At 72.5% G+C, this 12860-nt stretch carries 9 protein-coding genes; 6 read left to right on the plus strand and 3 right to left on the minus strand.

What is annotated here, in order from left to right; all coding sequences use genetic code 11:
* Positions 1 to 31: 31 nt before the first annotated feature.
* From AB0K02_RS27510 to AB0K02_RS27520, 3 genes are all read left to right on the plus strand, one after another.
* Positions 32 to 2242, plus strand: a complete 2211-nt coding sequence (locus AB0K02_RS27510; RefSeq protein ID WP_365995218.1) for an MMPL family transporter — start codon at positions 32 to 34, stop codon at positions 2240 to 2242.
* A gap of 16 nt (positions 2243 to 2258) precedes the next feature.
* Entirely contained in the window at positions 2259 to 2822 is a 564-nt protein-coding gene (locus tag AB0K02_RS27515) for a GNAT family protein (protein WP_365995219.1), read from the plus strand.
* A 184-nt stretch (positions 2823 to 3006) separates the two neighbouring features.
* Positions 3007 to 3786 carry a GNAT family N-acetyltransferase gene (locus AB0K02_RS27520; RefSeq protein ID WP_365995220.1) on the plus strand — a complete coding sequence of 260 codons (780 nt, stop codon included), beginning with the start codon at positions 3007 to 3009 and terminating at the stop codon, positions 3784 to 3786.
* A gap of 149 nt (positions 3787 to 3935) precedes the next feature.
* On the opposite strand, the gene AB0K02_RS27525 is transcribed toward AB0K02_RS27520, so the two are convergent.
* The 3 genes from AB0K02_RS27525 to AB0K02_RS27535 all read right to left on the minus strand — a co-directional run bounded on the left by AB0K02_RS27525 (position 3936) and on the right by AB0K02_RS27535 (position 6531).
* Positions 3936 to 4145: a DUF6191 domain-containing protein gene (locus AB0K02_RS27525; protein ID WP_365995221.1), complete on the minus strand. Its 210-nt coding sequence runs from the start codon at positions 4143 to 4145 to the stop codon at positions 3936 to 3938.
* Positions 4146 to 4159: 14 nt separating this feature from the next.
* A complete protein-coding gene (locus AB0K02_RS27530; RefSeq protein ID WP_365995247.1) occupies positions 4160 to 5314 on the minus strand; it encodes a PQQ-dependent sugar dehydrogenase in 1155 nt (384 codons plus the stop codon).
* 218 nt (positions 5315 to 5532) lie between these two features.
* On the minus strand, positions 5533 to 6531 hold the full coding sequence (locus AB0K02_RS27535) for an aldo/keto reductase (RefSeq protein WP_365995222.1): 999 nt from the start codon (positions 6529 to 6531) through the stop codon (positions 5533 to 5535).
* Between the two features lie 83 nt (positions 6532 to 6614).
* Here AB0K02_RS27535 and AB0K02_RS27540 point away from each other — a divergent pair, with 83 nt between their 5' ends.
* From AB0K02_RS27540 to AB0K02_RS27550, 3 genes are all read left to right on the plus strand, one after another.
* Entirely contained in the window at positions 6615 to 7568 is a 954-nt protein-coding gene (locus AB0K02_RS27540) for a 2-hydroxyacid dehydrogenase (protein WP_365995223.1), read from the plus strand.
* Positions 7569 to 7978: 410 nt separating this feature from the next.
* The gene (locus tag AB0K02_RS27545) at positions 7979 to 10768 is read left to right on the plus strand and encodes an EAL domain-containing protein (protein ID WP_365995248.1); all 2790 of its coding nucleotides are present in this window, start codon (positions 7979 to 7981) and stop codon (positions 10766 to 10768) included.
* Positions 10769 to 10980: 212 nt separating this feature from the next.
* Entirely contained in the window at positions 10981 to 12834 is a 1854-nt protein-coding gene (locus AB0K02_RS27550) for an acetolactate synthase large subunit (RefSeq protein WP_365995224.1), read from the plus strand.
* Positions 12835 to 12860 lie beyond the last annotated feature (26 nt).

Below are 12860 nucleotides of genomic sequence, written 5' to 3' on the forward strand. Positions count from 1 at the left end.
AAGATCCACGAACGACTCAGGGAGCAGGTCGTTGTCAGCTATCGCCCGGTGGTGCGTCGGGCACCGACTCGTCGTCGTCCTGCTCTGGCTCCTCGCCCTCGGCGGCAGCGCGACGGCCGCGAGCCTCGCCGGGTCCGCGTACTCCCGCGACTACGACGTCCCGGGCACGGAGTCCGGCCGGGCGAACGCCCTTCTGGAAGAGGGCTTCGACGGCCGCGTCGGCGACGGCGACACCGTTGTCTGGCACACCGAGGACGGCAGCGTCCGCTCCCCGGCCGTCGAGCAGCGCGTGTCCGCGATGCTGGACCGCGTCGCCGGCCTCGACGGCATCGCCTCCGTCACCAGCCCCTACGGCAGCCAGGGCGCCCCGCAGGTCAGTGCCGACGGGCGCACCGCCTACGCCGTCGTCACCTTCGACGCGCAGGCCGACGACGTTCCCGAGTCCCAGGCGCGCGCACTCGTCGACACCGCCAAGGCGGCCGAGGACCGCGGCCTAAGGGTCGAGCTCGGCGGCAGCGCCATCGCCCTGTCCGAGACGCCCGGCGGACACGCCGCGGAGATCGTCGGCGTGGCCGTCGCGGCCGTCGTCCTCTTCCTCGCCTTCGGCTCCTTCGCCGCCAGCGTGCTGCCCATCGCCACGGCGCTCGTCTCGGTCGGCACCGCGTACGCGGGCACCGTGCTCCTCGGCCACGCCATGCCGGTGGCGGACTTCGCGCCCATGCTCGGCATGCTCATCGGCCTGGGCGTCGGCATCGACTACGCGCTGTTCATCGTCACCAGGCACCGCAAGGGCCTCAAACGCGGACTCCCGGTCGCCGAGGCGGCGCACGAGGCCGTGGCCACCACCGGCCGTGCCGTCGTCTTCGCCGGGGCCACCGTCTGCATCGCCCTGCTCGGCATGCTGATCCTGCGTCTCGGCTTCCTCAACGGCGTCGCGATCGCCGCGTCCCTGACCGTCCTCCTCACGGTCGCCGCGTCGGTGACCCTTCTGCCCGCCCTGCTGTCCTTCATCGGAATGCGCGCCCTGAGCCGGCCCGAGCGACGCCGGCTCGCCAGGCGCGGCCCCCGGCCGGAACTGCCCACCGGCCTCTCCGCCCGCTGGTCGGCGTTCGTCGAACGGCGCCCCAAGCTGCTCGGCGCGGTCGCCGCCGTCGTCATGCTGGTCCTCGCCCTGCCGACCCTCTCGCTCCACCTCGGCACCTCCGACCAGGGCAACGGTCCGGCGACGGCCACCACGCGCCAGGCGTACGACCTGCTCGCCGACGGCTTCGGTCCGGGTGTCAACGGGCCGCTCGCCGTCGTCGCCTCCCTCGACGGCGCCGACGACGAACTCGCCATGGACCGGCTGGCCCGGACCCTGCGCGCCACCGACGGCATCGCGTCCACCGGCCCGGTCGCCTACAACGGCAGCGGCGACACCGCGCTCCTCACCGTCGTGCCGGACACCTCGCCGCAGTCGCGGGAGACCAGCGAACTCGTCGACCGGCTGCGCGACGACATCCTCCCGGCCGCCGAACAGGGCAGCTCCCTTGTGGCCCACGTCGGCGGCGTGACCGCGAGCTACGACGACTTCGCGGAGGTCATCGTCGGCAAGCTGCCGCTGTTCGTCGGCGTCGTCGTCGCGCTCGGCTGCCTGCTCCTGCTGCTGGCCTTCCGCTCCCTCGGCATCCCGCTCAAGGCCGCCGCGATGAACGTCGCCGCCGTCGCCTCCGCCTTCGGAGTCGTCGTCGCGATCTTCCAATGGGGCTGGGGCAGCGAACTGCTGGGCCTGGGCGGCGCCGGCCCGATCGAGCCGTTCCTGCCCGTGATCATGGTGTCGGTGCTCTTCGGGCTCTCCATGGACTACCAGGTGTTCCTGGTCAGCCGGATGTACGAGGAGTGGCTGGAGACCGGGGACAACCGGCGCGCCGTGCGCGTCGGCCTCGCCGAGACCGGCCGCGTCATCAACTCCGCCGCCGTGATCATGATCTCGGTCTTCCTCGCCTTCGTCCTCAGCGGCGACCGGGTCATCGCGATGTTCGGCATCGGCCTCGCCGCCGCCGTCGCCCTGGACGCCTTCGTCCTGCGGACCCTGCTCGTCCCGGCCCTCATGCACATGCTCGGCAGGGCGAACTGGTGGCTGCCCCGCTGGCTGGACCGCCGGCTGCCCCGTATCAGCATCGAAAAGCCGGAGTGCCGCGACGCCGCGCGTGCGAAGATCGCCGTGCAGCGCACGGGTGACCGGGAAGAGCTCGTGCCCTAACCCCCCGAGGAGCACAGTGTTCGCGGTAAGCCTGGGCGACGACGGAGCCGAACTGCGCCCCCTGGAGCCGTGGCAGGCCGAGGAGTTCTTCGCGCACATCGAGCGGGGCCGCGAGTTCATCGGCCGGTATGTCGGACTGCCCGACGCCGCCCGGGACCTGGCATCGGCCCGCGCGTTCCTCCAGTCCTACGCGGACAAGGCCGCGGCCGACGCCGGGCGCATCTACGGCATCTGGCTGGACGGCACGCTCGTCGGCGGCGTGCTCTTCCGCACCTTCGACCCGGCCATGGGCAGCTGCGAGGCGGGCTGCTGGCTGGAGCCGTCGGCGGCGGGCCGCGGGCTCGTCACCCGCGCGGTGCGGGTGATCATCGACTGGGCGGTCGAGCAGCGCGGAATGCACCGCGTCGAATGGCAGGTCTCCTCCGCCAACAAGCCGAGCATCGCCGTCGCCCAGCGGCTGGGAATGACGTACGAGGGCGTGCTGCGCGAGAGTTACGCCTACCGCGGCACCCGGCACGACATGGAGAGCTGGTCGATCCTGGCGCCGGAATGGCGCGAGCGGCGGGCCCTGGCCGCGTAGCGGCCGATCGTTCCTCCGCCGCGCCCGTGACGGCGGGCCCCGCCCCGTCCCGTCGCGTGATGCCGTCCTGCCAACGCGCCGTGCCGCGTACTGCCCGCTTACGGCGCCACGTCGCGTGATGCCGGGCCCCGTGGCGCCGTTAAAGCGCTGGCCGCCGCAGCCGGCCGGGTGCTCCCATGCACCTATGGATCACACAGCCGTGCTCGCGCTCTTCGACGGCCAGACGCGCCGCCGCACCACCACGCCCGGCGCCGCAGGTCCCCTGACCGAACGCTCCGGCCGCGTCGTCCGGCAGGTCGGTGCGGGCGGCGACTGGAGCGGCGTCCTCTGGTCGGACCTGACGGCGACGACGGCGGACGCCGCGATCGCGGAACAGGTGCGGTACTTCACCGCACGCGGCCTCGCCTTCGAATGGAAGCTCTACAGCCACGACCAACCGGGGGACCTCGCCGGCCGGCTCCTCGCGGCGGGCTTCAGGCCCGAGCCCGTGGAGACCGTGCTCGTCGCCGAGACGTCCGGGCTGCCCACCGTGCCCGAACTGCCGGACGGCGTACGGCTGGAGCCGGTCACCGGGCCCGCGGGCGTCGAACTGACGATGCGGGTCCACGACATGGCGTTCGGCACGGACGGCACCCGGCTGCGGCGGCAGCTCCTCGCCCAGCTCGCCCAGACGCCGGACACGGTCCTCATGACCGTCGCGATGGCGGGCGACCTGCCGGTGTGCGCGGCCAGGATCGAGTTCACCCCGGGCACCGACTTCGCCGGCCTGTGGGGCGGCGGCACCCACCCCGACTGGCGCGGCCGCGGCATCTACCGCGCCCTGATCGCCCACCGGGCCGCGGCCGCGGCGCGCCGGGGCGTCCGCTACCTGCAGGTCGACGCGTCCGACGACAGCCGCCCCATCCTCGAACGCCTCGGCTTCGCCGCCCTGGCGACGACGACACCGTACGTGTACGAGCCGTAGGAACCGGCTGCTGCGGGGCGCTCGGCGGCCGGGTCCGGGCATCTCGGGCGGCCGCCGGGCCGCCGCTCACCTCTCAGGCACCTGCCGCCGGAACATGCGGCAGTCGCCCCGTGCACGGAGCCGCCGGGGAGACGCGTCCTGCGGCTGAATCACGGGTTTTCCGGACGGGGCGCAGCCTCGTCCGCGGGAACCGTCGGTCCCTGCGGAACGCGGATCGTGACGCGCCCCGACGCCAGGTCTATGGGGCCGCTGCCCGGGTCGCTGTCGCCGACGTCGGCACGGGTCAGCGCCAGGCGCTGCCGTTCCTCGTCGGCGTGCCTGCGGCCCGGGGCGAAGAACTCGTCGAAGGTGTGGAACACGGACCGGTCGCCTCCTATCCCACCTCCAGCCGGAGGATCCTGTCGTCACCCGGCTCGGGGGTGCCCCGGGTGTCCGTCTCGCTGGTGACGAGCCAGACCTGGTCCCCGCCCGCCGACAGCACGGTGCGCAGACGGCCGTACTCCTCTTCGAGGAACGGCTGGGGCTCGGCGGAAGGTTCCGCGCCGGACAGGGGGATCCGCCACAGCCGCTCGCCCCGCAGACCGGCCATCCAGATCGAGCCCTCGGCGTAGGCGATACCGCTCGGCGAGGCGTCCGCCGTCCGCCACTGCGCCACCGGGTCGACGTAGCCCGCCCTGCCCGCCTTGCCCTCCACCGCGGGCCAGCCGTAGTTCTTCCCCGGCTCGACCAGATTGAGCTCGTCCCAGGTGTTCTGCCCGAACTCGGCCGCCCACAGCCGCTTCTCGGAGTCCCAGGCGAGGCCCTGCACATTGCGGTGCCCGTACGAGTAGACCACCGAGTCGGCCTCCGGATTGCCGTGGACCGGCTGACCGTCCGGGGTCATCCGCAGGATCTTGCCGCCCAGCGACTCCTTGTCCTGCGCGAGTCCCGTCTCACCGGTCTCGCCCGTGCCCGCGTAGAGCATCTTGTCCGGGCCGAAGGCGATCCGCCCGCCGTTGTGGATGACCCCCTTGGGAATGCCGCGGAGCACCGTGTCCGGCGCGCCCAGCTGCTGGCCGGGGGGCTTTCGCTCGTCGTACAGCATGCGGGCGATGCGGTTGTCGGACGCGGTGGTGAAGTACGCGTAGACCTGCTGGTCCGAGGCGAACGAGGGGGAGACCGCGAGGCCGAGCAGGCCGCCCTCCCCACCGGGGGCGACGCCCGGCACGGAACCGATCTCGGTCTGCTCGCCCCCGTCCGCCGACACGCGGGTGATCGTGCCCTCGTCGCGCGAGGCCACCAGCAGGTCCCCGCCGGGCAGGGCCGCCACGCCCCATGGGGACTGCAGCCCCTCCGTCAGGGTCGAGAGCACCTTCACCGAACCCTTCGCCGGAGGCCCGGAGGGGGTGGGGGACGCGCTGGGCGAGGCGGCGGTGGGAGAGGCCGCCCGGTCCGACGACGGCCCGGCACTGCCCGCCGGGTGCCTCCCGTCGCCGGAGGAGCACCCGGCCGTGAGAACGAGCACGGCGGCGGCCACGACGGCCGTCAATGCAGGACGGTGCACGGTGGTGATCCCTTCCACGGCTGCTTGCGCTGCCCGGCGAGCCGGGTGAACTGCCTGACTACTGTTCTTACACCGCGGCCCGCCCGGAGGTTCCCGATCTTTGCCAGAACGTTCGCCAGTACGTTCGCGCGACCCGCCACGGCAGCGCCCACGCACCCCGGACGCCGGCGGCCGCCCGGGGTCAGCGGACGCCGCCTGCCTTCTCAGTCCCAGGATCCCTGCGCCGGCGGGAGCGAGGAGATCTCCGCGAGGTCCCGCGGCGTCAGCTCCAGATCCGCGGCGCCCGCGTTCTCCACCGCCCACTCCGGCCGCTTCGTCCCCGGCAGCGGCACCACGTGCCGCCCCTGCCCGAGCACCCATGCCAGCGCCACCCGCGCCGGCGTCGTCCCCGGACCGTGGCGCTCCGCGATCCGCCGCAGTCCCGCCACCACGGGCTGGTTGGCGGCCATCATCTCCGCCGTGAACCGCGGGTGGCGCGCCCGCACGTCGTCCGCCTCGAAGCCCTGCCCGGGCGTCAGCGTCCCGGTGAGGAACCCGCTCCCCAGCGGCATCGCCGCAAGGAACCCGATCCCGCGCGCCTCGCACCACGGCAGCAGCCGCTCCAGCGCCTCCGGCGACCACACCGAGAGCTCCGCCTCCACCGCGCTCACCGGGAACACCTGCTGGACGCGCTCCAGCTGCCGGATCGTTTGCTCATGCACGTCCGCGCCGGAGCGCCGTCCGGCGCGCGCCCCCACGGCACACAGCCCCAGCGCCCGCACCTTGCCGGCCGACACCAGCTCGGCCATCGCGCCCCAGGTCTCCTCCACGGGCACCTCCGGGTCGGCCCGGTGCAGCTGGTAGAGGTCGATCACATCGGTCTGCAGGCGGCGCAGCGACGCGTCGCAGGCGCGTCTGACGTATCCGGGGCGGCCGTTGGCGACGATGTGCTGGTCCCCGACGAGGAGCCCCGCCTTGGTCGACACGAAGGCCTCGGCGCGCCGCTCCTTCAGCGCCCTGCCGATCAGCAGTTCGTTGGTGAACGGGCCGTACATGTCGGCGGTGTCGAGCAGGGTCGAACCGGCGTCCAGCGCGGCGTGGACGGCGCGCAGCGAGCGCTCCCCGCGTTGCTCGGAGCTCGTGTAGGCCCAGCTCATCGGCATGCAGCCGAGCCCGACGGCGCCCACATCGAGGGCCGCCGCACCGATTGTCCTGCGCTCCAACTCCCCGTACCTTCCCGTTGGGCCCCTGGCCGTCGTCAAAACTAACCAATGGCCCGCGGCGCGGTTCGCATAGCCTCCTGACCATGACTGCTGATGTGTGGCTGCCCATCCCGGCCGACGAGATCGACGGCCTGCCCGCGCCCGCCGATTCGGGACTCACCTACCGATTCTGGGACGGCGGACCGGACTTCCCGGCCGACCCCGCCGACTGCGTGTACTACGTCGTCCCGTACATGAAGGGCATGGAGGTCGCGATACGGCCCCTGTCCGCGATGCGGTCCGTGCGCGTCGTGCAGACCCTCTCCGCCGGCATCGACCACGTGGAGCCGGGACTTCCGCTGCTGCCCGAGGGCGTACGCCTGTGCAACGCCCGGGGCGTCCACGAGGCCTCGACCGCCGAGCTGACGCTCGCGCTGATCCTCGCCTCGCTCCGCGGCATCCCGGGCTTCGTGCGCGGGCAGGATGCGCAGGAGTGGCGGGCCGGCTTCTATCCGGCGCTCGCCGACAAGTCGGTGCTCATCGTCGGTTACGGCTCCATCGGCGCGGCCATCGAGGACCGGCTCGCGCCCTTCGAGTGCGCGCGGGTGGCGCGCGTCGCGCGCTCCGCCCGGGCAACGGAGCGCGGCGAAGTGCGCGCACTCGCCGATCTGCCGGAACTACTGCCCGAGGCGGACGTCGTGATCGTCTCCACACCGCTCACGGAGCAGACGAAGGGCCTGGTGGGGGCCGACTTCCTGGCCCGGATGAAGGACGGCGCGCTGCTGGTGAACGTCGCGCGCGGCCCCGTCGTCGACACAAAGGCCCTGCTCGCGGAGGTGGAGAGCGGGCGGCTCACCGCGGCACTCGATGTCACGGACCCCGAGCCGCTGCCCATGGGCCATCCGCTGTGGCACGCGCCGGGCGTACTGATCAGTCCCCATGTCGGCGGTTCGACCTCGGCGTTCATGCCGCGCGCCAAGCGGCTGCTCGCCGATCAGCTCACCCGGTTCGCCGCCGGAGAGCCTCTGCGCAACGTCGTGACGACCACCGGCGCCTGAGGGTCCGTCAGTCGGCGCATAATCACGCTTTGAAGTCACCCGAACGCGCCGCGTGCCGTCATCTTCGCAGGTCGTCACGGAGAGTAGAGGTGCTATGTCGCTGAGTGACGATATTGGTGTATCGTCCCGACCTGGGGGCTGCACCGGACGCGGGGAGCGGTGCTGTGGCGCGAGCTGACCGCCGATCAGACCTGAGGGGGGCGACGGGCGATGCAGGGCCGATGGACCGACCATCCGACGCGGCGGGGCCGCCGACGGCGGCTTCTGTGCGCGGCGGCGCGCAGGCCCGACCGGGCGCCGCGCATGCCGATGTGCCGGCCGCGGCCGGCACATCCACCGCTCACCCACCCGGCGCGGCCCCAGCCGCCGACCACGCACCCGAGGGCGGTCCGGTGAGCGCCCCCGGGGCGATGATGGCCCGGGACACCGTCCCGGCCGGCGCCGCCGCGCTGCGTCCGCAACTGACCCTGGCCGCCGTCTGCGCCGCCTACGGCATCGGCGCGGCCCTGGGCTGGGGATCGCCCTACGTGGCGTTGATCATGGGCGACTTCGGCCTCAGTGCCGCCGCGCTCGTCGCCGCCGTCTCCTGCCTGGTCTACGCGCGCACACCCGAGTGCCGCTTCCGGCCCGCCTGGCTGCTCTTCTCGTTCTCGTCGCTCATGGCGTCCGCGGGGAACGGCGTCTGGGGCTGGTACGAGGTGGTGCTCGGGCGCGAGGTGCCGAGCCCCTCGGTCGCCGACCTGTTCTTCCTGTGCTTCGCGCCCCCGGCCATCGTCGGACTCCTGGTGCTCGCCAAGCGCCCGGTGACCAGGGCCGGCTGGCTCTGCCTCGTCCTCGACGCGTGGCTGATCGGCGGTTCGCTGCTCACCCTGTCGTGGAGCCTCGCCCTCGCGCACACCGCGCACGCCCAGGGCGAGAGCGTGGCCCCGGCCGCACTGGCCCTCGCGTACCCGCTGCTGGACATCGTGCTGGTCAGCATGGTGCTCGCGCTCCACTTCCGGCGTTCGCCGGCCAACCGGTCCGCCGTCAACACGGCGATCGCCGGCCTCGCGCTGACCGTGCTGTGCGACGCCCTGTTCACCTCGCCGCTGCTGCGCGAGAGCTACCAGTCGGGCCAACTGCTCGACGCGGGCTGGTTCGCCGGCTCGCTCCTGCTGGCGTACGCGCCCTGGGGCGCACGCCGCTCCTCCGAGACCGGAGGGCCGCCGCGACTGCGGCAGACCGGCCGGCCCCTCGCGAGCTCGCTGGCCGCCCTCACGCCGTACCTCGCCGCGGCGGTGTGCACGCTCGGGATCCTGCACAGCGTGACCGAGGACCGCCGGGTCGACCGCGTCGTCGTGATCACCGGCTGCACCGTCGTGCTCGCTCTCGTCGTGCGCCAGGGGATCATGCTCCTGGACAACATCGCGCTCACCCACGAACTGGCCCAGAAGGAGAACCACTTCCGCTCCCTGGTCCAGGGATCCAGCGACGTCATCATGATCGCCGCTCCCACCGGCGTCCTGCGCTATGTCTCGCCCGCGGCCACCAAGGTCTACGGGCGCGACGCCGAGGAGCTCGTCGGCTCCGAGCTGGCCTCGCTGATCCACCCCGACGAGCTCGGCCGCGTCGTCCACGAGCTGCGCCGGTTCCTCGCCGCGCCGCCCTCCGACGAGCCGACGACCCGCATCGAGTGCCGTTTCCGGTCGGGTACGGGCGACTGGCTCAACGTGGAGTCCACGGTCAGCCGCCACCAGGGCGGGCTGATCCTCAACAGCCGTGACGTCACCGAGCGGGTGCGCCTGCAGGCCCAGCTCCAGCACAACGCCGAACACGACCCGCTGACCGACCTGCCCAACCGCGCCCTGTTCACCGAGCGGGTCCGCCGCGCCCTCAGCGGGCGCAGGGCGGGCGATCCGGGCACCGCCGTGCTCTTCATCGACCTCGACGGCTTCAAGGGGGTCAACGACCGTCTCGGCCACCAGGCGGGCGACGAGCTGCTCATCCAGGCGGCCCGGAGGCTGGCCGATTCCGTACGGGCGGGGGACACGGCCGCCCGGCTGGGCGGCGACGAGTTCGCGGCCCTCATCATCGGCGACGGCGGCCGCGACGGGACCGCGCGCGAGCTCCAGGTCCACGAGATCGCCGACCGGCTGCGGCTCATGCTCTCCCAGCCGTACCGCATCGACGGCACCGAGGTGCGGGTGGCCGCCTCCATCGGTGTGGCCTTCGCCGAGCCCGCCATGAGCCCCACCGACCTCATGCGCAACGCCGACCTCGCCATGTACCGGGCCAAGGCCGCCGGGAAGAACCGCGTCGAGCTGTACGCGCCCCAGATGCAGGCAGACGTGGTGCGCCGGACCGAGCTGGCCGCCCGTCTGCGCAGCGCCCTGCACGACGGCGAGTTCGCCCTCCTGCACCAGCCCGTGGTGAGCCTGAGCACCGGCCGGATCGCGGCCGTGTCCGCGCAGGCCCGATGGCGGTCCGCCCAGGGCATCCTGTTCACCCCGGCCGAGTTCCTGCGGGTCGCCGACGACGGCAACCGCACCGCCGAGCTCGGCCGCTGGCTCCTGGAAGAGGCCGTGGAGCAGGCCGCGGAGCGGGGCGGGCTGGGGCACCCCACCCCGGTCTCCGTACGGCTGTCGGCCCGGCTCCTGCTGGACAGGTCCCTGCCGCTCGGCTCGATCGAGGCGCTGCTCACCCGCCACCAGCTGCCGTCCGGAGCGCTGATCATCGAGCTCGCGGACAGCGACCCGCGGATCTCGTTCGACGAGCTGGAGCAGCGGCTGGTCGCCCTGCGCCGGCTCGGCGTACGGATCGCGCTGGACGGATTCGGCAGCGGCTACGCGGCCATCAACGCCCTGCGGCGGCTGCCCGTGGACGTGCTCAAGCTCGACCGGGGCCTGGTCGAGGGCGTCGTGGAGTCCGCGCGGCTGCACAAGATCACCAGCGGGCTGCTCCGCATCGCCCGCGATCTCGGCATGCAGTCGGTGGCGGACGGCGTCGACGTCCCGGAGCAGGTTCTCGCGCTGCGGGCCATGGGCTGCACCCACGGCCAGGGAATGGCCTTCTCGGGACCGCTGGACGAGTACCGGCTGCGTCGGGCCCTGGTCAGGGAGGAGTACCCGGTTCCGCAAGGGATGGCTCTGCCCGTGCTGACCGGTGGGATTCCACCGGCACGAAATGGCTCAAATACTGAGACGCGCGTCCCACCCACTTGACAGTGACGGCGCGGCGGGGAGAGGGTCAGTGCCATGCGCACCCGAATTCTCGTACTTGGAAAGCGCGTCGGCTGAGCAGAGCCGCACCGATCAGGCTCTGCGGACACCTCCCGACGCGCTCCCCTCGCTTGCCTCACGGCACGAGGGGTTTTTTGTTGCACCGGCACGTACCAAACCCTCGCAAAAACCCTCAGCATCGAGAAGAGAAGCCGATGACCGAGCAGGCCACCGGGGCCCACCATCCTCAGCCGCGGGCCCGTAGCGGCGGACAGCCGTCCGCCACCGTCGAACACGTCACGGGTGCGCAGTCCCTCATCCGCTCTCTCGAGGAAGTAGGGGCCGAGACGGTCTTCGGCATTCCGGGCGGCGCCATCCTCCCGGCGTACGACCCGATGATGGACTCGGCCAAGGTCCGTCACGTCCTGGTCCGGCACGAGCAGGGCGCCGGCCACGCGGCCACCGGTTACGCGCAGGCGACCGGCAAGGTCGGCGTCTGCATGGCCACCTCGGGTCCGGGCGCCACCAACCTGGTCACCCCGATCGCCGACGCGCACATGGACTCCGTCCCGCTCGTCGCGATCACCGGCCAGGTCTCCTCCAAGGCGATCGGCACGGACGCCTTCCAGGAGGCGGACATCTGCGGCATCACGATGCCGATCACCAAGCACAACTTCCTGGTCACCAAGGCCGAGGACATCCCGCGCACCATCGCCGAGGCGTTCCACATCGCCTCGACCGGCCGCCCGGGCCCCGTCCTGGTCGACATCGCCAAGGACGCCCTCCAGGCGCGGACCACCTTCAGCTGGCCGCCGCAGACCGACCTGCCCGGCTACCGCCCGGTCACCAAGCCGCACGCCAAGCAGATCCGCGAGGCCGCCAAGCTCATCACCGCCGCCAAGCGTCCGGTGCTGTACGTCGGCGGCGGCGTCATCAAGGCCGGCGCCACCGCCGAGCTGAAGGTCCTCGCCGAGCTCACCGGAGCCCCCGTCACCACCACCCTGATGGCGCTGGGCGCATTCCCCGACAGCCACCCCCTGCACGTGGGAATGCCGGGCATGCACGGTTCGGTCACCGCCGTCACCGCGCTGCAGAAGGCCGACCTGATCGTCGCCCTCGGAGCCCGCTTCGACGACCGCGTCACCGGCAAGCTGGACAGCTTCGCCCCGTACGCCAAGGTCGTCCACGCCGACATCGACCCGGCCGAGATCGGCAAGAACCGCGCCGCCGACGTCCCGATCGTCGGCGACGCCCGCGAGGTCATCGCCGACCTGGTCCAGGCCGTCCAGGCCGAGCACAGCGAGGGCAACACCGGCGACTACACCGCCTGGTGGAAGGACCTCAACCGCTGGCGCGAGACCTACCCGCTCGGCTACGAGCAGCCCGACGACGGCAGTCTCGCCCCCCAGCAGGTCATCCAGCGCATCGGAGAACTCGCGCCCGAGGGCACGATCTTCGCCGCCGGCGTCGGACAGCACCAGATGTGGGCCGCCCACTTCATCGACTACGAGCAGCCCGCCACCTGGCTGAACTCGGGCGGCGCCGGGACGATGGGCTACGCGGTCCCGGCCGCGATGGGCGCCAAGGCCGGACAGCCGGACCGCACGGTCTGGGCGATCGACGGCGACGGCTGCTTCCAGATGACCAACCAGGAGCTCACGACCTGCGCCCTGAACAACATCCCGATCAAGGTCGCCATCATCAACAACGGCGCCCTCGGGATGGTCCGCCAGTGGCAGACGCTGTTCTACAACCAGCGCTACTCCAACACCGTGCTGCACTCGGGCCCCGAGGCCACCGGCACGGAGAAGAGCGCCGGCACCCGCGTCCCGGACTTCGTCAAGCTGTCCGAGGCCATGGGCTGCTACGCGATCCGCTGCGAGTCCCCGGACGACCTGGACAAGGTCATCGCCGAGGCCAACGCGATCAACGACCGCCCGGTCGTCATCGACTTCATCGTCCACGAGGACGCCCAGGTGTGGCCGATGGTCGCCGCCGGCACCTCCAACGACGAGGTCATGGCCGCCCGTGGCGTGCGCCCCGACTTCGGCGACAACGAAGAAGACTGAGAGCCGTAGGAAGAGGTACGACGCAC

Source organism: Streptomyces sp. NPDC049597 (assembly GCF_040675505.1).
Taxonomy (GTDB): Bacteria; Actinomycetota; Actinomycetes; order Streptomycetales; family Streptomycetaceae; genus Streptomyces.

Coding starts and splice junctions, on each gene's coding strand:
- AB0K02_RS27545 (WP_365995248.1), top strand. CDS start 7,979: ATGATGGCCCGGGACACCGTCCCGGCCGGCGCCGCCGCGCTGCGTCCG.
- AB0K02_RS27540 (WP_365995223.1), top strand. CDS start 6,615: ATGACTGCTGATGTGTGGCTGCCCATCCCGGCCGACGAGATCGACGGC.
- AB0K02_RS27550 (WP_365995224.1), top strand. CDS start 10,981: ATGACCGAGCAGGCCACCGGGGCCCACCATCCTCAGCCGCGGGCCCGT.
- AB0K02_RS27520 (WP_365995220.1), top strand. CDS start 3,007: ATGGATCACACAGCCGTGCTCGCGCTCTTCGACGGCCAGACGCGCCGC.